Source organism: Methylomonas rosea (assembly GCF_024505055.1).
In the GTDB taxonomy this organism is placed as follows: domain Bacteria; phylum Pseudomonadota; class Gammaproteobacteria; order Methylococcales; family Methylomonadaceae; genus Methylomonas; species Methylomonas rosea.
In genome coordinates this window covers 24,288-46,038 of sequence record NZ_JANIBL010000038.1, presented here as the reverse complement: position 1 = coordinate 46,038, position 21,751 = coordinate 24,288, and the positions used below count along the sequence as shown (strand labels likewise).

The following is a 21,751-nucleotide window of genomic DNA, read 5'->3' as shown; positions in this document are numbered from 1 at the left end:
TTAAACCTAAGCTGTATATTCTGTCCGGTCGCGTGGCCCGTTACAAATGTGCAGGACTGAACTTGAAATATTTAAAGTAATACTTGACCCAGATGAGAGTATTATCCTGCCATCAGGCATATTTGCCAGACCTACGACTTGATTATAAGAATAGCTAGACGCTACTGGAGGACACATGGCTTCACTTGATATGCAAGGGGCTTACGATTTGAGCAATGCCAAAATCAACGAACTAATCACCGAAAGCGCCGAGGGCAATTATGCCTTGGGCATCATCAATCAGAAAACCAATAAATTTGTCGTCAAATACGTCGGCCGCTCGGAAACCGATCTAAACGCCCGTCTGAAGCAACATGTCGGCAGGTATCCCAAATTTAAATTCAGTTATGCCGCATCGCCCAAGGCCGCGTTCGAAAAAGTCTGCCGAAACTACCATGATTTCGGCGGCTCGAAAAAACTGCTGAATCACGTACACCCGACGCGGCCGGCGGATGTCGATTGGAAGTGCCCTTGCTGCAACGCGTTCGATTGAGCTTTTGAGCCGAGTACTTTCAAACCGTGGCTAATAGGTTGCGGAGTGGTTGAAAAAGGCGAAACAGGCTTTCAAGCTCTGCGCCGTTTCCGGCGGCATGAACTCATTGAATTTGACGCCGTAGTGGTGTTCGCCGTCCACGGCTTTGTGCCAGACTAGGGTACATGTAAGCTCCAGCGGTAGTTGGGTTTCATATTGCTGGATATTGTCGTAAGGAATGCGTAGCTGAACGGCAATGGCGCTGTTTAGCGGGCAGGGCAGTGCCACAGGTAAGCGCAGACAGGCGCCGGACATGCTGAAATCGGCGGTGACCCCGTCAAGCACCAAATCGTTGATTTCGATATGCGCCAGCAAATAGTGGCTGCTGCGTGGGAATTTGCGATGTTCGTTGGCGGCGGGTTTGGCAGTCCACTGCGCATCGAAACTGAAGTGCTCGAGCATGGTGCGCATTTTTTCGGTGACCACATAGAGATCGTCGCTGATAGTCCGGGTGATGTGCACCTTGGATTCGTTTTGTCCCAACGCCTCGAACAAAGCTTGCACTCTGGCTTGCAACTGGTTGACATTGTCCAGTTGGTGTTGAGCGACCATGGAAATTTGTTGCGCGGTACCCGCGTTTTCCGCTATCTGGTCGACAATCTCGTTAATGACTATGCTGGTGGTTTCGGCTTTTTCCATACCTTGTTTGGTGGTCTGGATGATGGAACCCATCGCGTGCGTGTTTTCTTCTATGATTTTGGTTAGTTCCCCAATAATACTGGCGATTTCGGCGGTAGCGCTGGAGGCGTTTTGCGCCAATTTGCGCACTTCATCGGCTACCACCGCAAAGCCTCTGCCGTATTCGCCGGCTCTGGCGGCTTCGATGGCGGCGTTTAAGGCCAATAGATTGGTTTGCTCGGTGATGTTGCGGATGGTGGTGGTAATATCCTGAATTTGCCGATTGGCTTGGCGCAACGCCAGGGTTTTCGCTTCCGCGCTTTCCACTTCTTTCACAACCCGGCGCATTTCATCCAGATTTTCGTTAACGGCGACGATGCCTTTTTGCGCGGTGTTTTGCGTTTCCTGGGTGCGGTGGCGGATTTCTACGGAAAAGCGTTCGACTTCTTCGGTGGTGGTACGTAATTGTTCAGTGGCGGTTTTTACCTCGGATGAGCGAGCTTGTTCCGAGCGGTTGGCATTGGAAATACCGCCGGAGATATTGGATATTTGGTAGGAAGACTGGCCGATTTGCTTGCTAACCGCGTTGATCTCGCGCATATGACTGGTCAGTTCCTGGCCCATCAGCTTCATAATCGCCAATAGACTGCTGGTATCGTTTTTCTCGGTAGCGACGTTGATGTCTAGCTGGCCCTTGGCGATACTGCCGGCTATTTTCGACGCATAGCTGGGTTCGCCGCCCAGTACGGTAAATAATTTTCGCATCAGCCAGACATTTGCGGACACGATCAATAACAAAGCCAGGCCGGCAACCGTGGCGCTGACCGTGAACATTTGGCTTTGCATCTGGTTTTGCTGCTGCGAGGCGGCGTTGGCTTGTTGTTCCAAGGTGCCGGCAAGCTGATTGAGTTTGTTGGCCAGAATTTCCGAGGCCGCATCGAAGCCATCCGCCGGGGCTTTCATGATCAGGTTGCCGGCTTCCCGACCTTGCTGAAAATAAGCGTCCGCCATGCGTTCGCCGGTGGCGTAAAGCTCACTCACGGCGTTATCGGCATCTTTAATCGCCAGCTTCATGTCCGGCATCATCGTCAGTAAACTCGTCAGTTCCGCATGAGCGGCGTTTTTTTCCGCTAAGGCCTCGCTGTAATCGTCTTCACCTACCGCTGACGCATCGGTAAGAAATTGCTGGATTTGCACTACGTGATAGCGAACATTTTTAAACGCCAGGGTAGCGTTTATCAGACGCTGTTTTTCGGCTTCCGCTGTTTGTAGTTTGTCATGGCTGATCCAAACAAATAGATTACCGACCACCAGTAGTAGAGCGACCGTGGCAGTCAATACGGTCAACAGTTTGCGTAAGGAAAAATCCTGGGGGCCGGAGTGATTACTAAGGGGGTTAAGCATAAGGGGTATCCATATTCAGCAGAAACGTCAATGTGCGGTTTGACAAGTTTAGACTGATACGCGAGCTGCACAGTCATTTTGTAGCGTATTAGCCCGACCCTTGAGTGTCGTGTTCCCGCGCGGGTGGGGGCGCAATTGCCAAAGGCCCGGTAGAGAACTCCCGCGTTCTTGGAAATAGCCGTTACAGGGAATTGGCGGCTGGGGTAAATAGCGGATTAGCCAGTTATCCCGGACTTGGTTTCCGACGCCGAAATCGCTACGTATTTCGGTAGCCGTTGCTTCCATGTTGCCGGGAATAATAAAGCTAGCTAGTGCGGGGAATTTTTATAATAATCGCATAGGGCAGAAGTTAGCTGATCGCTGAACCGGTCGCTTGCATGGCTGTCCAACCGTAGAATAAAAAATAATAACAGGAGGTACACCATGCTAGCCAAAATAGCTGTAGTCGATTATATGTCGACCAAAATCGTTACCGTTACCCCCGATACCGAAATTTCTCAGGCGGTTAAAATCTTACTGGACCACAAAGTGACTAGCGTGCCGGTTGTGGACCAGCAAGGTAAGTTGGTGGGGATATTTTCCGAAAAAGACGGCATGAAAGTGTTTGTCGAATCCGCTTACAACCAAAGCATGGCCGGAAAAGTCGGGGAGTTCATGAGCAAAGACCCTCAATTTGTTAATGCCGATGCCAGTCTCGTGGATGTTGCCAGCAAATTTCAGGAATCGCCGACCAGGAGTTTCCCGGTTTTTCAAAACGATCAGTTTGTCGGCATGATCAGCCGGGTCGATGTGTTAAGAGCGTTGTTAGCCATTCGCTAGATGTTTTAGTTCAAGGACAGACAGCCATTCCTCGCGAGTCGTTGTCTGTGCCTTGTCCAGCTTATTGCCGCACGCCGGCGGACACATAGGTACCCATGATGGTATCGGTGCAAGTCGCGGTAATCTTCGCGCCGTTCGGCGTTACCGTGCCGGTGCAATTACCCTTCGATACCCAGCCGTTTTGGTACTGTGCAGTGTAATCGTAAGTCAGGGTTTGATTGATCAGATTGCCGCTTCCCTTTGATGTGTAGCCTACGCCTTGCGCTAGCATCCCCCACCCCTGGAATTCAAAACTGTCGCTCCGTTGGTCGATGTGGGTGCCGCCCGCACTCGGCGCGGCGGGGTTATACCAGTCGCCGCTGATGTCGATGACCGGCAAAGTCTCCACTACTGCGGGTTTTGTCTTGGCAAGCGGTGGATAAGTTGCCGTCGCGATTTGCTGCGTCGGGGGCGATTCGGCGGTCTTTTGCTGTCCAGTCAATTTATCCCAGTTAGAGATGATGGCGACGCTGATCGAACCGATTACACCAATGATCGCGGCGGCGATAGCGGGATTTTGATTGGATTCGGCCATGAGGTCCTCTATTGCTGAATAAAAATGTCTGGCGGCCTGTTGTGGCCTGATTTGAGAATTTAGCGCAGATATAAGCTATTCGGCAATCTAAAAGATGCACTTGTCGGCTGTTGAATAAGTTGGCGGCTAGTCTAGCCGTCCGGAGAAGCGTGGTATTGGACTTTTTGAAGGGCTAGGGCAAGCCCGAAGAGCGGGATTTGTTTGATCGGGTTTAACTGCGGATGGTGTAGTCGCCGCAGTTAAACCCGAATCTGATCTGAGATTACAAATTACTTATCGCATTTATGCGCGGAGCCGCAGCAATCGGCCATGTCACCGCCGTGCTTTTTGCAATGATCCGCACTGCAATCATGGGCTGCGCCGCCTTGGTGATGGGCGCAATGGTGGCTGCTGCAATTGGCGGCAGCGGCGGCTTCGTGATGCGCACAATGCTCGGTGCCGCATTGGTGGGCGCTGGCATTGGCATCTTGCGCGCAATGTTGGGCACAGACTTTGTCTTTAGCACCTGGGTGATCAGAGCAATGTTTCGTGCAATCGTGTTCCGCTGCCGCTTTATCGGCGCAATGTTTCAGGCAAGCTTTGCCTTTTTTACCTTTGTGTTTGGCGCAATGCTCGACGCAGTTATGTGCTGCGGCATCGGCTTTATGTTTAGCGCAATGTTCCGGTGACATGGCGGGTGCGGCTGGCGCGGGGGCAGCAGTTTCAGCCGGTACAGCGGTTGCTGGCGCCACTACCGCAGGCTCAGCAGTTGCTTCGACCGGTTTTGCCGATTCGCATCCTGTCAGGGTTAGCAAAGCCGGCAAGGTTAAGGCGATTAGCAAATGTTGAAGTTTCATATGTATTTCTCGTTTGGTAATTAATGTGGCGCAATTGTAGGGGGGAAGGTGCATGTTAGGCAAATATAATTGTGTTATTTAACACAGTTATATTTATCGGTAGGCGCACGGGTCTTACGGATGTTGATTCAAATATGGGCTTGGCTTGACCCAAAGCGTCGGAGTAAACGGGGTGATACAGGATTACTTTTCCAGACAACGCAGCGTAAACGTCACCGGCCCATCGTTGACCAATGCCACTTTCATGTCGGCGCCAAATTCGCCGAATTGGCTGGATGGGTATATCTCCAGCGCGCGCTTTTGTATATAAGCGAATAACTCACGGCCCATTTCAGGTGGAGCCGCCGAGGCAAAACTGGGCCGGTTGCCGCTATCGGTGTTGGCCGCCAAGGTAAATTGCGGTACCAGCAGCAGCCCACCCTGAATATCGCGCAAACTCAGATTCATTTTGTCGTCGGCGTCCGCAAAGATTCGGTAATTTAAAATCCGTTCCAGCAAGCGGTCGGCTTGCTTGGGCGTATCGGCATTTTCAACCGCTACCAGCGCCATAATGCCGGTGCCGATCACGCCGATGTCGATACCGTTTACCGTGACTTTGGCTTGGGTGACGCGCTGGATAATGCTGATCATGAGTGTTCCTGCAGATAGTTAAGATAGTCGCCGTCGTCGATACGTATTAATCCGTCCAGCGACCGATTGTAAAGATAGATCCAAGCAGAAACGGTTTGTCCACCTGGCAAACTTACCTGTAACTCACGGCGGATGTATTCATGTGGCTGCGGAAAATGTGCGGCGCATTCTTCGTAAATATCAAGAGCCGACAGCGTTCGCTCTGGGTCTTGCATCAAGTAAATTTCACCTGTGATTAGAGCGGTTCCACCAGCGATAGCGCCGGGATAGCCAGAGATTTCGTATAATTCGCCGAACGCGGATGCGCTGCTGATGAAATCGCAAGCGTCGAGAAAGGGGTGTTGGCGTTGATTTTGGCGATTTCTGCGCAGAGTGCCATAAACAAACAGGTATTGCGTTTGTGTCATGAATAAATGCGGTCGACCAATTCCTTGAACCAGCGTGGACGGATAGCAATGATATACAGCATGGTCAATCCCAGTAGCGGAATCGGACCGATTTCTACAATAGTCAGCAGCAGGATGATCACGAACCATTTCAAACGTGTAAACGAGGCTTGCGTGCTCATAGGTTTTCAGTAACGGATTGCGGTAATGTAATACCGCGTTTCCTGCTCGGCGTAACGGACTGCTATTTCGTCATCCAGATTTTTCTTCAATAGCGCCTTAGCCAGCGGCGAATCCAGGCTGATCAAGCCGCCCGTGGTATCGATTTCATCTGCGCCGACGATGCGATAAGTGATTTCGTCGCCGTCCATGGTTTCCAAGGTCACCCAGGCGCCGAAAAACACCTGATTCCGATTAGCCGGCTTTTCGGACACCACAGTCAGAGACGGCAAACGTTTCTGCAGATAATGAATGCGCCGGTCGATTTCCCGCAGTTCTTTCTTCCGGTAGATATACTCGGCGTTCTCAGACCGGTCGCCCTCTGCCGCCGCCGCCGTCAAGGCAATGGTGACGTCCTTGCGGCGTTCCCAGAGCTGTTTCAGTTCGGTTTCCAGTGTGCGATAGCCTTCGGCGGTGATGTACGGCGAAGATTTAGGGCGGGGCGGTCGCCAGCGTGACATGTTTTTTCGGGAAAAAGGTTATATGATGTCGGCTTTTTTCATCCAGCGAAGACGCTTATGCAAATCACAGACAAAACAGCCGTTACCATCCATTATACCTTAACCAACCAAGACGGTGAGCAGCTGGATAGTTCCAGAGGCGAAGAGCCTTTGTTGTATTTGCATGGCGCGGGCAACATTATCTCCGGACTAGAAGCTGCGTTAGCTGGCAAGCAAGCCGGCGACAAATTCAACGTCACCATCGCTGCAGACCAGGCCTACGGTGAAGTCTCCGAAGAGATGATCCAAGTGGTCTCCAAAAAAATGTTCGACGGTATGGATATCGATATTGGCATGCAATTTCACGCCGACGTTAGCCATGGCCCCGGCATCATCACCATCGTCGAAATCGACGGCGACGATGTCACCATCGACGGCAACCATCCCTTAGCTGGCGAAGATTTGACCTTTGACGTGGAAATTATCGCCGTCAGACCAGCCACTGCCGATGAAATGGCCCATGGGCATATCCACGGTGCAGGCTGCCACCACTAATATCTCATTCCCTCTGCCGACAGTACAACTACGTTAAGGCAAGCTGCTTCCCCCTTTGAAAAAGTACCCGCAGGGCACAAGGGGGATCGAGGGGGATTTAGTCATAAAATCTCCCCCTAACCCCCCTCTTTTCCACAGAGGGGAAGTTGCCACAGCAAACCTCAACTCAACGGCATTGTCCCGCCGCGTTAGCGCGCAGCCACAGCGGCGCGCGCCGTTCCGCATTTTTTGCATTACAATCCGCAAACTATCAATTTCCAAATACCGGGGTCTAAGTGGCCGACATATTCCTGAGTTATGCCAGAGAAGACGTAGCCAAGGCTAAACTGCTGGCACTTGCCCTGGAAAATCAAGGCTGGTCGGTATTTTGGGATCGCTCGTCTATTCAGGTCGGCCATGATGTCGATGAAGTGATCGAACTAGCTATCGAAAGAACCGGCTGCATGATAGTGGGCTGGTCCAGCGCGGCCAAACACTCCGACTGGGTACGCGGTGAGGCAACGATAGGCCGCGAACGGCGAATCTTACTTCCGATATTATTCGAGCTAGTCGATCCGCCCATCGCCTTTCGCGCAGTTCATACTGAAGACTTTTCCAACTGGCGCGGTGACAGTAATGATCCTGCCTTTGTAGCCTTGTGTAACGCTATCCGGCAACGGTTGGGGCAAACACACGCAGGCTTTGACGCCTCAATCTCTGAAGTGCAAACCACTCAAACCGCCGAGTTTGATCTGCCGGAGAAGCTAAAACGCGGCAAATTGGCGCTGGGATTGGCTGTTGCAACAGCGCTTATCATCGGAGTAGTGTTTTACGACTTTTATTCGGTGTTGAATCGCGCGCCTGATGGTGTAGACACATCTGTTTTGGAAAGTAGCAAAAACAATCCTTTGACTCCGTCGTCTGAGAAATCGCCACTGTTAAACGGCCCAGTGCAACTGGTAAATCCCGAGCCTGCGCAGCTTCTGGTCACCCAGAAAGATTCGGAAAAGACCCCGTCCTCGATAAAACAGCCCGAAATGATAACGATACCCGCCGGCGAGTTTTGGATGGGGTCGGCTGAAGAGGACCCAAAAGCTAGCGAAGACGAAAAGCCCCGCCATAAAGTTAAACTTGGCGCGTTCTCCATCGGCAAATATGAAGTGACCCAAGCCGAGTTTGCCGCGTTCGTCAAGGCAAACGGGTATGACGCCTTTGGTTGTAGAGTGTCCAATGGCTCCGAGTTTGCAATGAATGCCGAAAGCAATTGGCAAAACCCAGGCTTCATACTAAATGATACTAGTCCGGTCGTGTGCGTCAGCTATGAAGATGCCGTCGCCTATATTCGTTGGCTCAACGCTAAAACCACAGGCGGCTACCGGTTGCCCAGCGAGGCCGAATGGGAATACGCCGCCCGTGCAGGCAGTACGAGTGACTTTTTCTGGGGAAATGCCGATGCCGAGCAGTACGCTTGGTTTTCGGACAATTCTGACGGTAAAACCCTAGCCGTGAATGATGCTCGTATCAAACCCAATGCCTTCGGTTTGTATCACATGGTAGGCAATGTTTGGGAGTGGGTGCGGGATTGTTATACTGGAAATTACGTCAATACGCCGAAAGATGGTACCGCCTGGGAACCGAAAGAATGTGAACACCGGGTGTTGCGGGGCGGCTCCTGGGAAACCTACCGGGCTTACCTGCGTTCGGCGCTGCGTTACTGGGAGACCTTTGGCCACCGCAGCAGCAATATTGGCTTCCGTCTCGCCCAGGACTTACCCTAAGCACTTTGGTCTTTTACCTTTTTCGGTTTTGGTTTTTCACTTGCAGCGGCCGCCAGGCCGCTGGCGATTTTTGGGGGGCTATGAAAGATAGCATGCCACAAGCCGTGCAAAGTTGCCATGAGTTGTTTAAACGGTTGATTAATCTACATACATTTCTCATCGTGCGTCATTTTTTCGCGGTGTAAACCGTCATACCGGCAGGGATTGCCGGTATCCAGTCCACAGGGATGTGGAAAGTCCCAAACCATCCATGGCTTTTAGGTTCCAGCAATCCCAGCTGTAACGACGGTGTCTCAAGCCCGCAAAAAGGCTCCGCGCCGATTTTGGTCCTGATGATTTACAATTGACATAACTAAACTTCACCTAGTCGAGGATCGCTTGGCCGACATTTTTTTGAGTTACGCCCGCGCGGATTTAACCAGGGCTGAATTACTGGCAACTGCGTTGGAACAACAAGGCTGGTCGGTGTTTTGGGATAGTGCGTTGTTGGCAGGCCAGGACTTTCATGATCAGATAGAAGACGAGATTGGCAAGGCCGGTTGCATGATAGTGGCTTGGTCAGAAGCGTCCCGGAAGTCGCAGTGGGTTAAAGGCGAGGCGACGTTGGGGCATAGACGAAAAATTCTTGTACCGATTTTATTGGATGCAGTTGATCCACCCATCAACTTCTTATCGCTACATACCGAAAACTTTGTTTCCTGGAATGGCAAAACCGATAGCCATACGTTCATTCAACTTAAACGTGCTGTCGAAAGACTATTGAGTGTGGAAAGAGGGCAGAACACCGCCGATTTAATTAAACCATCGCGCGAATTGCTACAACCCACTGAACCGCTAAAATCGAGTTCTGATCACCGTATGGTAAAACTCTCATTACCTCGGCACTTGGTCGATAAGTATAAACATCTGTTAAGACCCTTAGAACCAGAAATGGTAGTGATTCCCGCCGGCTCATTTCAGATGGGCAGCAATGAATACGAGGACGAAAAGCCGGTCCATATTGTCACTTTCGCCAAGCCGTTTGCGCTAAGCAAATACCCGGTGACCTTTTCGGAATACGATTATTTTGCCGAACAAACCGGTGCAGCTAAACCGCACGACGAAGGTTGGGGCCGAGGGCGGCGACCGGTGATCAATGTGAGTTGGGAAGATGCCTCGGCTTATGCGCGTTGGTTGGTGGAAACTACCCATAAGCGTTATCGGCTACCTAGTGAGGCCGAGTGGGAATATGCCGCTCGCGCCGGTAGCGCCGGCGACTATTTTTGGGGGGATGCGCATGCTACCGAATATGCTTGGTTTTCAGAGAATTCCGGCGGTAAATCCCTGCCGGTAGACGATGCGCGTATCAAAGCTAACCAATTTGGTTTGTATCATATGGCCGGCAATGTTTGTGAATGGTTAGAAGATCTCTGGCATGAGAGCTATAACAATGCTCCAAATAACGGTTCAGCGTGGATACACCAAAACGCTGGTAGTGAATATGGCCGAGTGCTACGGGGCGGCTCATGGTATAGCGGGCGGGACACCCTGAGTTCGGCAGAACGTAACTGGCTTGTCCCTGCGTCTTGCACCAACGACCTTGGCTTCCGTCTCGCCCAGGACTTACCCTAAGCACTTTGGCCTTTTACCCTTTTTCTCTTTGGTTTTTTCACTTGCAGCGGCCGCCAGGCCGCTGATGATTTATATTAGCCAGCTAAGGGTTTTGAAACGCAGCCGCCGTCAAGTCTTCCACCTTAGCAATGTCCGCCAGCGCCTTGGCGTATATCAATAAATCCAGTTGCAATAGTTTCAATGCCGCACGAAATTCCCGGCATTGCTGCGGGTCGTTGAACGCGCCGGCCAGCGAACGTTTATGCCATTCGGCGGTAAACGGCCGGACGATTTGATTGAGCACCACGATGGCGACCTTGCTGAACTGGATGCAGTCGCGGCCTTTGCGGCGCAGAATATCGCGCGTCACCGCAAACAAACTGTGTACGCTGTTCAAAGCGGTTTGTTCGTCGCCATCCGTGTCGGGCAGCGGCTGAGTGACGATGCGGGTCAGCATTTCCACATATAATTCCCAGGCGGCGTCGCGGTCAGCTTCCTGCGGCTCCCACTCGCTTTCCAGGAAGCCGATATTGATTTTCAGTTTACTGAGGCCCCAGTTTTCAAAGCATTTTGCCAGTTTCATTGCTACGTCCTGATTCTGATTGGTGCGTTATTGTCGGCCGGTTTGTTTATCTTGAGGTAAATCTAGGATTTACGGCTTGGCATTCGCCAAGCCCAAATCCACCCGGCTATGTCCGAGCAGAGTCCCGGTGGCAAACGCCAGGTCTATCATCGACACTTGATAGTCGCCGATCGCACGCACCTCGCGCAACTGCGCTTCACCAAGGCGGGTTAGCGTTTCCAATACCTCGGTCATCGTCCGCAGGCCTTCCTTAAATTGCTTCAGTTCGGCGTCATAGTTAAGGCCGGCCAGTACCACGTTTTGGCGGGTGGCTAGAATACGTTGCCAGTTTTGGCTCATTTGATCCAAGGCATCGTAGATTTCCCGGCGCACGCTCAATTCGCGCAATTGTTGCGTGGTCAGACGCTGCATGCGCTCCTGCACGGCCCGGTCCAGACGCGCGCGGCGCAATTCGTTGCTGAGCGGGATTTCCACGCGTAAGCCCACCGACCAATCCGAAAAATTGCCGTTCAAGGTCTGATCGAAGGCGCCGCCGTAGGACGAGGTGTCGCGACCCAGCGCGGCGTAGTTGTAGTCCAGCATGAACATCGGCAAAGTCTGATTGCTGAGATAATCGATCTTTGTTAAATCAGCGGCCAGCTTCAATTCCAGTTCCAGTAACTCCAACCGGCCGTCCAAGGCGCGCTGCGCCAGTTGTTCGCGGTCCAGATTAAATTCCAGCAGGGTCGGTGAGGTATCGGGGATCAGCACAGTTTGTGAATCCAGATCAAGATCCGCTGCGTTCAATAATAACTTCAGCTGGCGTTGGCGGATCTTTAAGCTGGTTTCGGCGATGATCAGCGACTCCAGGCGTTCGGCCACGCCGATTTCGGCACGGTTGATTTCTACGCTGGCGGTCAAACCTTCCGCCACCCGTTTCCTCACCATGTTCAGGTTGTTGGAAGCGTTTTCGTATTGTTGGCGGCGTACGTCTAATTCCCCCCAGGCGACATATAGGCTCCAATATGCGCGCTCGACCATCGCCAACACGCGAATTGCTTGCAGGCGAGTTTTCACGTCTACTGCTTGTTGCTCGTAACGGGCAATGCGGATTCCGGCCACGTTGTTGGAAATACCCGCATCGCGCAGCAAAGGCTGGCTGATGGAAAACCGCAGCGCATTTTGATACTGGTCGGATGCAACACCGCGGAACTGGCGCTTGCCGTCGAACGGTGAACTGACCGTCACTTTTGCCCCGGTACGCAAGGGAATGACGATACCGGCTTCCATATCCAGCACTTCGGTTTCCTGCGGCACGGCGGTGAGTTTGTCGATTTCGTTTTTCAGCGGCGAAGAGGGATCGACCGGGGTAAAACTGACGACATCCAGATTTTGCGCCGGGGTGTTTTTCTTACCGTATTTGGCCTTGGCAAAAATCAAATCGTCGAATTTGGCTTCTTCCTCGCTGACCGCAGTGGCGGCGATTTTCGGGTCGGCCTGGGCGATTTTCAGGTCCAGGTTGTTTTCCAAGGCCATGCTGCGCACCGCTGAGATAGATAACTGCTTGCTGGCTTCCGGCGCAGCTTTAGGCAGTTCCGGTTTGGTCGCGCTGGGCGGGGGCAGGATGGTGGCCGATTTTGGCCGGCCTTCCTTAAACTTGGGCAAGGCCTGCTCTACAGTTTGCGGCGGCAACTGTGAGATGGCCGGCAGCGGCAACCCTTCATCGGGTTGCAGGCGTTCTTCCACGCGCTTGACCAGTTTACGATCGGGACTGGTATCGAGATATTGTCCGCAACTGACTAGTAAGGGTACAAAGAGCAGCACACTTATCCGCCTTGTTAAACCTGGGTATTTTTTCTCGGGTACGCCGTTTGGGCTGAGCCGGCCGAAGCCTGGCGCCCTAAGCCCTTCGAAAGGTTCGGGGCGAACGATACGTGAAGTCCGAGTTAATAACGCGTCAGCCCACCCCGTGCTCGACTCGGCGAGAATCAGGGGCCAGGGTGACCAACATAGCTTGATTGCAAAACGATTCATAAGCGCTTATTTCAATTTTTGCCTGACCAGATCGGTCGCCGGCGCTTCCGTAGTCATTTGCGGCGGAAAGGCATTCAGTTGACGCCACAGTTCGTAAGCCATCGTTACGCGATTCAGCAAGACCCAGCCTTTCACCCGCACGCCTTGGCGGGCGAAGCGTTCAGTTGGCCAGGGGCGGTCGTTGGGATCGGGCACGATCAGCACCCGGAATTTACCCTTGCCGTCGTCGGTAGAATCCACAAAAGCGACCAAACCGCCGAAGGTGCCCACGGCCACTTCCGGCCAGCCGGCGAATTGTAAGGCCGGCCAGCCCTCGAATTGCAGACGCGCATGCCGGCCGGGGGTGATCAATACCGCATCGTTGCCGTCCACCCACAGTTCCACCGCTTTCACATCCATGTCCGGCACCAATACCAGCAGCGGATCGCCTTGTCTGACGATGTCGCTTTGTGGATTGGCCAGCAGTCTGAGGATGCTGCCGTCGCGTGGCGCTCTGATTTGTTGGGATTGCTGGCGGGACACATCCACCTCGCTTTTCAACAAGCTGCTGCGGCTGTCTTCCAGTTCGCTCTGAGTCTTATTGGCCGACGCGGTCGCCGAGTCGATACGCGCCTGGGCGTCGGCGCGAATCCGGCCGATTTCCGCTTCGGCGGCGCGTTGTTCGGCCAAAGCGCCTTCCAGACTGGCTTGGGCGCTGTTTAAGCTGCGTTGCGCCACGATACCATCGCGTTGCGCAACTTCGTAATCGCGCTGCGACACCAAGCCGTCGCCGATCAAGCGTTGCAGACGCTGGGTTTGTACGCTAGCCGTTTCCAGCGTCGCGCGCGCCGAGGCAATGGCTTCACTGGCCGAGCGCGCTCGTTGTCTAGCGACATCCAGCCGGTATTGTGCGGTAGCCACTTGTAAATCGCGGGTAGCAATCAAGTTGTCGATTTGCAGGCGGTAAGCCCGGAGCTCGTCTTCCTTGGCCGCCAATTTTGCGGCGGCTGCCGCGCGTTGTTGTTGCAAGCGTTCGAGCAACTCGGGATCGACATCGGTGATTTCCATCAGCAAATCGCCGGCTTTCACTTTGGTGCCTTCTTTAGCATGCCAACTGACGATGCGACCGGAAACCGGAGCATCCAAGTTCTGTTGGCGTTCTAGCGGTGCAAAGGCCGAGACCCGGCCGTTGCCGTTGATGTTTTGTTGCCAGGGTGTCAGCAGCAGGGCAGGCGGGGTCAACAGAAATAACCAGACGCAAGCGCGCGCTAAACTGCTGACCAGGCGCGGGGTGTGTGCCGCCGATAGTGCTGACAGCCTAATCTGTAACTCAGTCATGGGCGGCTCTCGGCAAATGTATCTCGCGCCCGCAAAGTGCGGCCAACTCCTGTGAGCCGGTCAGCAGTAATAGCGTCCAGGGCGCATCAGCGGCAAATAGTGCCGATGCCAGCTTTTGCTGCAATTGGGCATCCAACGCATCGAGTATGCCATCCACGATCAACAAGGCCGGCCGTGAGGTGATGGCTCTAGCCAACATCACTTGTATGGCTTGGCTATTTGCAAGCGGCGAGCCGCCGGGACTCATCACGGTATCCAAATCCATGCCGGTCAAGCCTACCTTGGCCAGGGCTCGCTCGACATCGGCAACGCTAACGTTCGCATCGCCGAGCCTGACATTTTCCAGGATACTGTCGTGAAAAATCTCCAGTCGGCTGACCACCGCGATGTTCTGCCGTAAGCTACTCAGGCGCAGATCATTCAAGGCCTGACCGTTGATTTGAATCTGCCCGGCTTGTGCTTGGCGCATCCCGCTCAATAGCGAGGCCAGGGCGGTTTTGCCGCTGCCGGGGCCGCCTAAAATCGCGATTTTTTCGCCCGGCTGTACGTGCATGGAAAAATCGGAGAACAACGGCCGGTGCGAATTGAAGCCAAATTTCAAATTGCTGATCGTTAAAGACGCCGGACCATTAAATTCTGCATCCACCTCAGCTGAAGCTTCTAAAGGCAAATCCAATAAATGACCGATCTTGTCCGTGCCGGCCATTAAGTCGTAAAAGCCTTCCAGATGCTTGCCGAACTTGATCAACGCCAGTAAGGCCGACGATACGATCAGTTCCGCCGCCACCAATTGACCCAAGGTTAAGTGGCCGTCTATTACCAGATAGCCGCCGATAGCCAACAAGGCCGTACTGGCGATGGCGTATAAGGCCACAGAGCCGATCACTTGGCCCAACAGCACACGGTAATGCTGGCGTTTGGCTGTTAAATAATCCAGCGCCAGTTGGTCGGTACGGTTGGCGGCCATCGTGGCACCGTTACCGAATTTAAAGGTCTGGATATTCCCGGCAACGCTTTCCAACCAGGCTACCAAGGCATATTTGCTGATGGATTCCTGAATTGCGGTTGTGACCGCGCCGCGGCCCAACAAAAATACTATCGCTGTGATAGCCAACAGCAAAACCACATCGAACGCCAGCAGGAAAGGGTGATAGAAGGCCAGCATGATCAGGCCGACGCAGGTTTGCACCACGGTGCTCAAACCGTCCAAGAGCAGTGAAGAACCGGCTTTTTGCAAGGTCAATACATCGAAAAAGCGATTGACCAGTTCCGCGCCATGTTGACTGTCATAGGTATCGCTGCGCACCCTGGGCAAGCGATAGGCCAAGTCGGCGGCCAGACGCACGAAAATCCGCCGCTGCACGATTTCCACCAGATAAGATTCCAGCACATAGACCGCGCCGGCGAAGCTTAGAAAGAAAAACAGGATGGTCGCCAACACGATTAAAGGCTGACCCATGCCGCCCATCGCCACGGTATTGACCAGCGCTTGCACCGCCACCGGCGAAGCCAGCGCCAGTAAGCCGGAGCCCAAAGCCAAGCCCAACAATAGCCAGAGATCGTGGCGATCAGCTCGTAACAGTTCCAGCAAGCGTCGGAATGGCGGCATGTGCGCGTGATGGTCTTGGCTGACGGCATTCTCAAACGGCGCCTGAGCTTGCGCTAGCAGCCATTCGCTAATACCGGCATCTGATCGGCCCAGTAATTTACCGATGTCAGCAGGTTTGACGAGGCGCTCTTCGATGACCTCGCCTTGGGCCAAAGCCACTCTGACTTTGCCGCCGCGAAATCCGTACAGGACTATCCAGCCGTAACCGTCGGACAGGCTGGTTAGTAACGGGGTTTGCGGGGCAGAGGCATTTGCGGCGGCGGTAGGCGTGAGCAGCACGCTCTCCATGTTCAAGCCCAAATGGTCGCCTATAGCGACCAGCGCTGCCTGGCTATCGTCACTGGCTGATTCTATCAAGCGCTCCGTAGGTCCTTGGGCTTGGTTGTGCATCTCCAGCAGGCCGAATAAAAACTCCAGTAGGGTCAGCGTCGATTGTTTTCTGTGCGGGTGTTCCTTAAATCCTGAGGCGGTGCTCATACGTAACGAAATCCTATCGGTTTAAACGAATAACAGCATGGTCTTGCCGAGTATGCTCAGCAAAAGTGTCAGCTTAAGGGTAGCGAGTAATTTGGCCGGGCCGGCTTTTTCACACCAGTTTTGCCAGGCGGCTTCGCATGCCTGCAATATCGCGAGATATGCTTTATACGACAAGTGCCAAACCACGGTACCGAGCAAAGTCAGACCGGTCCAAAACACAATGAATTCGGCCTGACGCGGGGTTACCCCGAACACATGTTCCAAAAAATGCTCGGCCAGCATTTCGACTACTTCGATCGCCAGATGCAGAATGTGCCATAGAAAGGGTAGCAAGGTGTCGCCGAATTTATACAAGAATATCAGGCTCAAGATTGCCATGGCAGGCTTGTTTTCAAACAGCCAGCGCCCGGTATTAATGATGATAACTCTAAACCAGTGTGCCAATGCGTAGGCTTTTTGCATGGTTCTCCTCCCTTTTAGAGTCTGCCGAAAAAGCCCCTTCTCACCGTTGAGGGGAGAAGGGCGCATTCGTTATACGATGTCTTGGTTACAATACAATTAGTTTACAAATAAACTAAATTCTCTCCACTGGACTGGCTTTGCTTTTTAAGTCTCAACCTGTATTGCGCATGCCCGCGGCAATGGCATTAATACTGCGCAACAAGGGTTTCATCCATGGGCTTTCTGCGGCATTCTCGGTATTAATCTCCCTCAGCCGCCGGATCAAAAATACTTGCAGGTAATTCAGCGGCCCCAGGTAAGCGTCGCGGCGTTGCAAGGACGCTGCGAGTGCCGGGTTTTCCGCGAGCAAGCGGTCTGCGTTGGTTATCTCCAAGATCCACTCCACGCAGCGCTGGTGCTCGCCGGCTATCAGGTTGTAAACGCGCTTGCCGGTTTCCGGATCGGCGCACAATTGCGCGTATTCGCGGGCAATGTTCATGTCGGATTTACTCAGCGCCATTTGCGCGTTGCTGAGCAGATTGCGGAAAAACGGCCAGTCGTTATACATCCTGCGCAACGTTTCCAGGCGCTCCGGTTTGCCGGCGCACCAGCTGGCCAGGCTGAAACCGATGCCGTACCAAGCCGGAAAAGTCTGCCGTGATTGGGCCCAGGCGAACACCCAGGCAATAGCGCGCACCGAGTTTTTCGAGCGATCCAGTTTTTTGCGATGCGAAGGCCGCGAACCAATGTTCAAGCCGCCGATTTCGCCTACCGGCGTGGCTTCGTAGAAATAATCCAAAAAGCCGGGTGTGCGTTCGGTTAAGTCACGATAACTTTGCTCACCTATCCTCGCCAATTCGTCCATCACCGTCAAATCTTCCGCGCGATCCGCCGGTATGGCTTGCACCAGGCTGACGCTGGCTTTAAGCAAGCCGGTAACGCCCATGGTCAATTCGTAGACTGCGGTTTCCATATTGTTATACCGATAAAACAGCACTTCGCCTTGCTCGGTAAATTTGATCTGGCCGCGCACGGTATCGGGTGGCTGCGCCAGGATCGCTTCGTGAGTCGGACCGCCGCCGCGACCGACGGTGCCGCCACGGCCGTGAAATAATCGGCATTTCAAACCGTAACGCTCGCTGATGGCGATGATTTCCCGTTGCGCGCGCGATAAGCCCCAGGCCGAGGCCAGGATGCCGCCATCCTTGCAGGAGTCGGAATAGCCCAGCATGATTTCCTGGCGGTCATCGCTGACACGCAACAACTCCCGATAGCAATCGGTATCGAATAGCTGGGTCAGCACCTCGGAAATGCGGTTTAAATCGTCGATAGTTTCGAACAGGGGGCTGACGCCGATATGACAATGCCAATGCCCGCCAATTTTGCCGACCAAGCCGGCTTGCGCCGCCAGCAACAACACTTCCAAGACATGGCTGGCGGCGTGGGTCATGGAAATCACGTATTTTCCAAAACAGTTCGGGCCGATTTCCCGGCGCATTTTCGCCATCACCGTAAATAATTCCAGCGTTTCGCGATTGGCTGGCGTCAGCGCGGCGGCGTCGAACATCAAACCGCCCGGTGCGGCGATAGCCTCGGCTAACAATGCGATGCGCTGTGCTTCGTCCAGCGCCAGATAATCGATGTTCAGTGCCGCGGTCAGAATTTCCGCGACGGCTTCACTGTGACGAGTCGATTCCTGCCGAACGTCGAGTTGCATCAGGTGAAAGTCAAATACATCGGCCAGTCTGATCAAATCGGCTAGCTCCAACTCGGCTATATTGGCGTCGCCATGGCCGCGTAAGGATGCATCGATCAGGCGCAGATCGAGTAAAAACTCCGCGACGCTGGCATAGGCGTGGCGATTGGCTTGTTCCGGTTCGCCTTGCAACTGTTGTTGAACCCGATGCAAGGTGCATTGCATACGGTATTTCATCAATATCAATTTGTGCCGGTAAGGCTCTTGCAAATACGGTTTTTCCAAGTCCGCTACCGCCGCGCCCAGCATAGTGCGGTCGGCGTGCAGGCTGTCGATAAATTCAGGCGCCAATTCACACAGGCCATACGAATGCGACAACTGGCCGCGCAATTGATCCAGGCGTGCCAGATATTCCTGCATGATGGTTTGCGCCTGCATGCGCAAAGCCAGTTCGGTGGTTTCCGGCTTTACATTCGGATTGCCGTCACGGTCGCCGCCTATCCACGAACCAAAGCGCAGAAAACTGGGGATGCGGATTTGACTGGCAACGTCGGCGCCGAACACATCGCTAAGTGAACGTTGCAAGTTCCGGTAAACCAAAGTGGTGGCCTGAAACAGCGACAGGGAAAAGTAAAACAGGCCGGCATCGATTTCGTCCGCCACGCCCAGTTTGCGGGCGCGCACTTCGTCTGTTTTCAGCAGCAGTTGAATCTGTGCTTGCAGTTTATCCAGGGCCTCGCTGCGCTGTTGGCTGCGCAGGCGCGGATCGTCCAAGGCTTCCTGGCTGAGGAACACGTTGCGCAAGGCGCTTTTCACGGTGCGGCGTTTGGCTTCGGTGGGGTGGGCGGTCATCACCGGTAAATACAGCATCTCGTCCAGCAAAATCTGTAGTTTGTCCGCGTTGACGCCGCTGTCGCGCAATTTGATCAGCGTATCGTGAAACGAGCCGGGCCAATAGCGACCGGTCTGATTTTGCCGCCGCAAATTCAGATTATGCGATTCTTCGGCGATATTGATCAGACTGAAATAGCCGTTAAACACCCGCACTACTTCGCCTATTTCTTCGGCATCCAGGTCTTCCAGAATTTCCATGAATTGGCGACGGCGGTTGGCGCTGCCTTCTCTGATCAGACTGGCAAACTTGCGCTGCAATTGCGCGACGGCGTTGGCTACTTCCGGCTTAGCCTGCGCAGCCAGGACTTTTGTTAATATCGAGCCGAGCAGACGAATCGAGCTGCGTAGATCTTTGTCGTCGCCGTGAGCATCGCCTAAGCGATCGCTGAGGATTTGGCTGGCGCTTACATTGTCCAGTTCGAATGCCGACTTGCCATAATCCGCCAGTTCGGTTCCTGTGCCAGGGCCTATATTGTCATTGTGCAGCGCTTTTAGCTTTTGCATATTCAGTTCTCACGGTGATTGTCGGTTGGTCGATAGCCTAACGCAGCATTTTGATATTGTTAAATAGAATGTTTAGAATAAAAGCATCGTAAATTTCTATGTATTAAGTGCTAGTGGAACGAATCAACTATCAACATTTGTTTTATTTCTGGAATGTCGCCCGCGAAGAAAGCATCACGCGAGCGTGCGAGAAACTGCATTTGGCGCAGCCTACCATCAGCGGCCAATTAGCGGTGCTGGAACAGCAAATCGGCGAAAAACTGTTTTATAAACAAGGCCGTAAGCTGGCATTAACCGACACCGGCCGGGTGGTATTTAATTATGCCGAAGAAATCTTTTCGCTGGGCAGAGAGCTAAGCAACACCTTAAAAGGCCGCCCGACCGGAAGAGCCTTGCGTTTGGTGGTGGGCGTCGCGGATGCGTTACCGAAAATGGTGGTTTACCGTTTGATAGAGCCGGCATTTCGCTTGCCGGAACCGGTACAGATTCTTTGCTACGAGGACAAAACCGAGCGGCTATTGAGTGACATGGCCATGCAAGGCATGGATTTAGTGTTGTCCGATGCGCCGCTGACACCCACCAGTGGCGCCAAGGCCTTTAATCATCTGCTGGGCGAATGCGGAGTTACCGTGTTTGGTGCGCCGGCCTTGGCCGTGACCTATAGGCAAAACTTCCCGCGCTGTTTGAGCGGCGCGCCGTTCTTGCTGCCGACCGCCAATACTTCGTTACGGCGCTCGCTGGATCAATGGTTCGATGCCGAAAGCATCAGTCCGGCCATCCAGGCTGAAATTGAAGACAGCGCGTTGATCAAAACCTTCGGTAGTGGCGGGGTGGGTTTGTTTGTCGCGCCGAGTAATGTTGAAGCAGAAATCCAAAGCCAATACGGCGTGGAAGCCATCGGCCGTATCGACTCGGTACATGAACGTTTTTATGCGATTACCATGCGCCGCAAACTCAAACATCCGGCCGTGACTGCGATTTTGGAGAATGCACGGGATAAATTGTTTCCGGAATAATTTCCGCGAGATTTGTTGGTACGGAGGTTCGTCAATTGGAGCAGGGCAGGCTATGATTTCTTATCCCCGTTAAACCAACAAGGAGTAAGGCATGAACCCCGAAGACTTAGAACTGGTCGGCTTCTGGCCGCGAGTCGGCGCGTCGATTATCGACAGCATCCTGATGGCTATGATTATTTTGCCGATACTGATGGCATTTTACGGCGAGGAATATTGGTTCAGCGAAAGCTTTGTCCAGGGACCGGTGGATTTACTGGTTTCCTATATTTTTCCCGCAGCGGCAGTGATTGCCTTTTGGGTCGCCAAGCAGGCGACCCCGGGCAAGATGGCAATCTCCGCAAAAATTGTGGATGCAAAGACTGGCAACCCGCCGAGCACGGGTCAATTCATCGGCCGCTATTTTGCCTACTACCTGTCAACCTTCCCGCTGGGGCTTGGCCTTCTCTGGGTGGCTTTCGACAGCCGAAAGCAAGGCTGGCATGACAAGCTCGCCGGCACCTTGGTAGTTCGTCCGAAAAACAGGGCGGGTAACTCAAAGACATTCATGGATGGGAAGTACTAGCCTCAATTTAAGTTTTGGCGGCTTAGGGGAACCACCAAAGCCGTAAAAAAGTAACAGCCATCAAATCGCCTGGATGGCGATGAATCGATCCAGATTCAGTGATTACGTTATCCTTAATCATAGCTGCCGCCTTGCTAACTCAAGCAATGTGTTACCCTGCATAAACAGTTGCCCGGCCCTGGGCAACTCCGCGAGTGCCTTTTCGGCCTGCATGCCTCTTTTCAGTAAGCGTTGTGCCCT

General features: G+C 53.3%; 20 protein-coding genes. 7 read left to right on the top strand and 13 right to left on the bottom strand.

All coding sequences use genetic code 11. The features are described from left to right. Window positions 1-175: 175 nt before the first annotated feature. The gene (locus NP589_RS13030; RefSeq protein WP_064008375.1) at window positions 176-532 is read left to right on the top strand and encodes a hypothetical protein; all 357 of its coding nucleotides are present in this window, start codon (window positions 176-178) and stop codon (window positions 530-532) included. A gap of 30 nt (window positions 533-562) precedes the next feature. Here the strand turns inward: NP589_RS13030 and NP589_RS13025 are convergent, their stop codons facing one another. Then, entirely contained in the window at window positions 563-2,593 is a 2,031-nt protein-coding gene (locus NP589_RS13025; RefSeq protein WP_256607383.1) for a methyl-accepting chemotaxis protein, read from the bottom strand. Between the two features lie 423 nt (window positions 2,594-3,016). Between NP589_RS13025 and NP589_RS13020 the strand changes: the two genes are divergently transcribed. Then, window positions 3,017-3,412, top strand: a complete 396-nt coding sequence (locus NP589_RS13020; protein WP_064008377.1) for a CBS domain-containing protein — start codon at window positions 3,017-3,019, stop codon at window positions 3,410-3,412. A 61-nt stretch (window positions 3,413-3,473) separates the two neighbouring features. On the opposite strand, the gene NP589_RS13015 is transcribed toward NP589_RS13020, so the two are convergent. The 6 genes from NP589_RS13015 to greB all read right to left on the bottom strand — a co-directional run bounded on the left by NP589_RS13015 (window position 3,474) and on the right by greB (window position 6,518). Next, window positions 3,474-3,986: a hypothetical protein gene (locus NP589_RS13015; protein WP_256607382.1), complete on the bottom strand. Its 513-nt coding sequence runs from the start codon at window positions 3,984-3,986 to the stop codon at window positions 3,474-3,476. A 269-nt stretch (window positions 3,987-4,255) separates the two neighbouring features. Next, the gene (locus tag NP589_RS13010) at window positions 4,256-4,822 is read right to left on the bottom strand and encodes a hypothetical protein (protein WP_256607381.1); all 567 of its coding nucleotides are present in this window, start codon (window positions 4,820-4,822) and stop codon (window positions 4,256-4,258) included. A 183-nt stretch (window positions 4,823-5,005) separates the two neighbouring features. Beyond that, entirely contained in the window at window positions 5,006-5,452 is a 447-nt protein-coding gene (gene dtd, locus NP589_RS13005; protein WP_256607380.1) for a D-aminoacyl-tRNA deacylase, read from the bottom strand. Continuing rightward, complete coding sequence (locus NP589_RS13000) at window positions 5,449-5,859, bottom strand: gamma-glutamylcyclotransferase family protein (protein ID WP_256607379.1); 411 nt, start codon at window positions 5,857-5,859, stop codon at window positions 5,449-5,451. The genes dtd and NP589_RS13000 overlap by 4 nt, the downstream gene beginning before the upstream one ends. After that, a complete protein-coding gene (locus NP589_RS12995; RefSeq protein WP_256607378.1) occupies window positions 5,856-6,020 on the bottom strand; it encodes a hypothetical protein in 165 nt (54 codons plus the stop codon). Before NP589_RS12995 ends, NP589_RS13000 begins: the two co-directional genes overlap by 4 nt. A gap of 6 nt (window positions 6,021-6,026) precedes the next feature. Then, window positions 6,027-6,518, bottom strand: coding sequence for a transcription elongation factor GreB (gene greB / locus NP589_RS12990; protein WP_256607377.1), 492 nt, complete (start codon window positions 6,516-6,518; stop codon window positions 6,027-6,029). Between the two features lie 57 nt (window positions 6,519-6,575). Between greB and NP589_RS12985 the strand changes: the two genes are divergently transcribed. From NP589_RS12985 to NP589_RS12975, 3 genes are all read left to right on the top strand, one after another. Continuing rightward, the gene (locus NP589_RS12985; protein ID WP_256607376.1) at window positions 6,576-7,052 is read left to right on the top strand and encodes an FKBP-type peptidyl-prolyl cis-trans isomerase; all 477 of its coding nucleotides are present in this window, start codon (window positions 6,576-6,578) and stop codon (window positions 7,050-7,052) included. Between the two features lie 275 nt (window positions 7,053-7,327). Beyond that, on the top strand, window positions 7,328-8,809 hold the full coding sequence (locus tag NP589_RS12980; protein WP_256607375.1) for an SUMF1/EgtB/PvdO family nonheme iron enzyme: 1,482 nt from the start codon (window positions 7,328-7,330) through the stop codon (window positions 8,807-8,809). 378 nt (window positions 8,810-9,187) lie between these two features. After that, the gene (locus NP589_RS12975) at window positions 9,188-10,420 is read left to right on the top strand and encodes an SUMF1/EgtB/PvdO family nonheme iron enzyme (protein WP_256607374.1); all 1,233 of its coding nucleotides are present in this window, start codon (window positions 9,188-9,190) and stop codon (window positions 10,418-10,420) included. Window positions 10,421-10,502: 82 nt separating this feature from the next. On the opposite strand, the gene NP589_RS12970 is transcribed toward NP589_RS12975, so the two are convergent. The 6 genes from NP589_RS12970 to ppc form a co-directional block, all read right to left on the bottom strand. Beyond that, the gene (locus NP589_RS12970; protein WP_256607373.1) at window positions 10,503-10,982 is read right to left on the bottom strand and encodes a hypothetical protein; all 480 of its coding nucleotides are present in this window, start codon (window positions 10,980-10,982) and stop codon (window positions 10,503-10,505) included. Between the two features lie 69 nt (window positions 10,983-11,051). Next, window positions 11,052-12,785 (bottom strand): TolC family protein, encoded by a 1,734-nt coding sequence (locus NP589_RS12965; RefSeq protein WP_256607372.1) that lies wholly within the window; start codon window positions 12,783-12,785, stop codon window positions 11,052-11,054. A 216-nt stretch (window positions 12,786-13,001) separates the two neighbouring features. Further along, entirely contained in the window at window positions 13,002-14,312 is a 1,311-nt protein-coding gene (locus NP589_RS12960) for an HlyD family secretion protein (protein WP_256607371.1), read from the bottom strand. Next, window positions 14,305-16,398, bottom strand: a complete 2,094-nt coding sequence (locus NP589_RS12955) for a peptidase domain-containing ABC transporter (protein WP_256607370.1) — start codon at window positions 16,396-16,398, stop codon at window positions 14,305-14,307. The genes NP589_RS12960 and NP589_RS12955 overlap by 8 nt, the downstream gene beginning before the upstream one ends. 21 nt (window positions 16,399-16,419) lie before the next feature. Then, complete coding sequence (locus tag NP589_RS12950) at window positions 16,420-16,860, bottom strand: hypothetical protein (RefSeq protein ID WP_256607369.1); 441 nt, start codon at window positions 16,858-16,860, stop codon at window positions 16,420-16,422. A gap of 151 nt (window positions 16,861-17,011) precedes the next feature. Next, window positions 17,012-19,933, bottom strand: coding sequence for a phosphoenolpyruvate carboxylase (gene ppc, locus NP589_RS12945; RefSeq protein WP_256607368.1), 2,922 nt, complete (start codon window positions 19,931-19,933; stop codon window positions 17,012-17,014). A 113-nt stretch (window positions 19,934-20,046) separates the two neighbouring features. On the opposite strand from ppc, the gene nhaR reads away from it, so the two are divergent. Next, window positions 20,047-20,949, top strand: coding sequence for a transcriptional activator NhaR (gene nhaR, locus NP589_RS12940; protein ID WP_256607367.1), 903 nt, complete (start codon window positions 20,047-20,049; stop codon window positions 20,947-20,949). A 91-nt stretch (window positions 20,950-21,040) separates the two neighbouring features. Next, window positions 21,041-21,511: an RDD family protein gene (locus NP589_RS12935; RefSeq protein WP_256607366.1), complete on the top strand. Its 471-nt coding sequence runs from the start codon at window positions 21,041-21,043 to the stop codon at window positions 21,509-21,511. Window positions 21,512-21,751 lie beyond the last annotated feature (240 nt).

What these genes read in the sequence shown, in the direction of transcription:
- dtd (WP_256607380.1), bottom strand. Translation starts at nt 5,452, where the DNA reads ATGATCAGCATTATCCAGCGCGTCACCCAAGCCAAAGTCACGGTAAAC.
- NP589_RS13020 (WP_064008377.1), top strand. Translation starts at nt 3,017, where the DNA reads ATGCTAGCCAAAATAGCTGTAGTCGATTATATGTCGACCAAAATCGTT.
- NP589_RS13025 (WP_256607383.1), bottom strand. Translation starts at nt 2,593, where the DNA reads ATGCTTAACCCCCTTAGTAATCACTCCGGCCCCCAGGATTTTTCCTTA.
- NP589_RS12960 (WP_256607371.1), bottom strand. Translation starts at nt 14,312, where the DNA reads ATGACTGAGTTACAGATTAGGCTGTCAGCACTATCGGCGGCACACACC.
- NP589_RS12985 (WP_256607376.1), top strand. Translation starts at nt 6,576, where the DNA reads ATGCAAATCACAGACAAAACAGCCGTTACCATCCATTATACCTTAACC.
- NP589_RS13010 (WP_256607381.1), bottom strand. Translation starts at nt 4,822, where the DNA reads ATGAAACTTCAACATTTGCTAATCGCCTTAACCTTGCCGGCTTTGCTA.
- greB (WP_256607377.1), bottom strand. Translation starts at nt 6,518, where the DNA reads ATGTCACGCTGGCGACCGCCCCGCCCTAAATCTTCGCCGTACATCACC.
- NP589_RS12935 (WP_256607366.1), top strand. Translation starts at nt 21,041, where the DNA reads ATGAACCCCGAAGACTTAGAACTGGTCGGCTTCTGGCCGCGAGTCGGC.
- NP589_RS12970 (WP_256607373.1), bottom strand. Translation starts at nt 10,982, where the DNA reads ATGAAACTGGCAAAATGCTTTGAAAACTGGGGCCTCAGTAAACTGAAA.
- NP589_RS12995 (WP_256607378.1), bottom strand. Translation starts at nt 6,020, where the DNA reads ATGAGCACGCAAGCCTCGTTTACACGTTTGAAATGGTTCGTGATCATC.
- ppc (WP_256607368.1), bottom strand. Translation starts at nt 19,933, where the DNA reads ATGCAAAAGCTAAAAGCGCTGCACAATGACAATATAGGCCCTGGCACA.
- NP589_RS12950 (WP_256607369.1), bottom strand. Translation starts at nt 16,860, where the DNA reads ATGCAAAAAGCCTACGCATTGGCACACTGGTTTAGAGTTATCATCATT.
- NP589_RS13030 (WP_064008375.1), top strand. Translation starts at nt 176, where the DNA reads ATGGCTTCACTTGATATGCAAGGGGCTTACGATTTGAGCAATGCCAAA.
- NP589_RS12955 (WP_256607370.1), bottom strand. Translation starts at nt 16,398, where the DNA reads ATGAGCACCGCCTCAGGATTTAAGGAACACCCGCACAGAAAACAATCG.
- NP589_RS13000 (WP_256607379.1), bottom strand. Translation starts at nt 5,859, where the DNA reads ATGACACAAACGCAATACCTGTTTGTTTATGGCACTCTGCGCAGAAAT.
- NP589_RS13015 (WP_256607382.1), bottom strand. Translation starts at nt 3,986, where the DNA reads ATGGCCGAATCCAATCAAAATCCCGCTATCGCCGCCGCGATCATTGGT.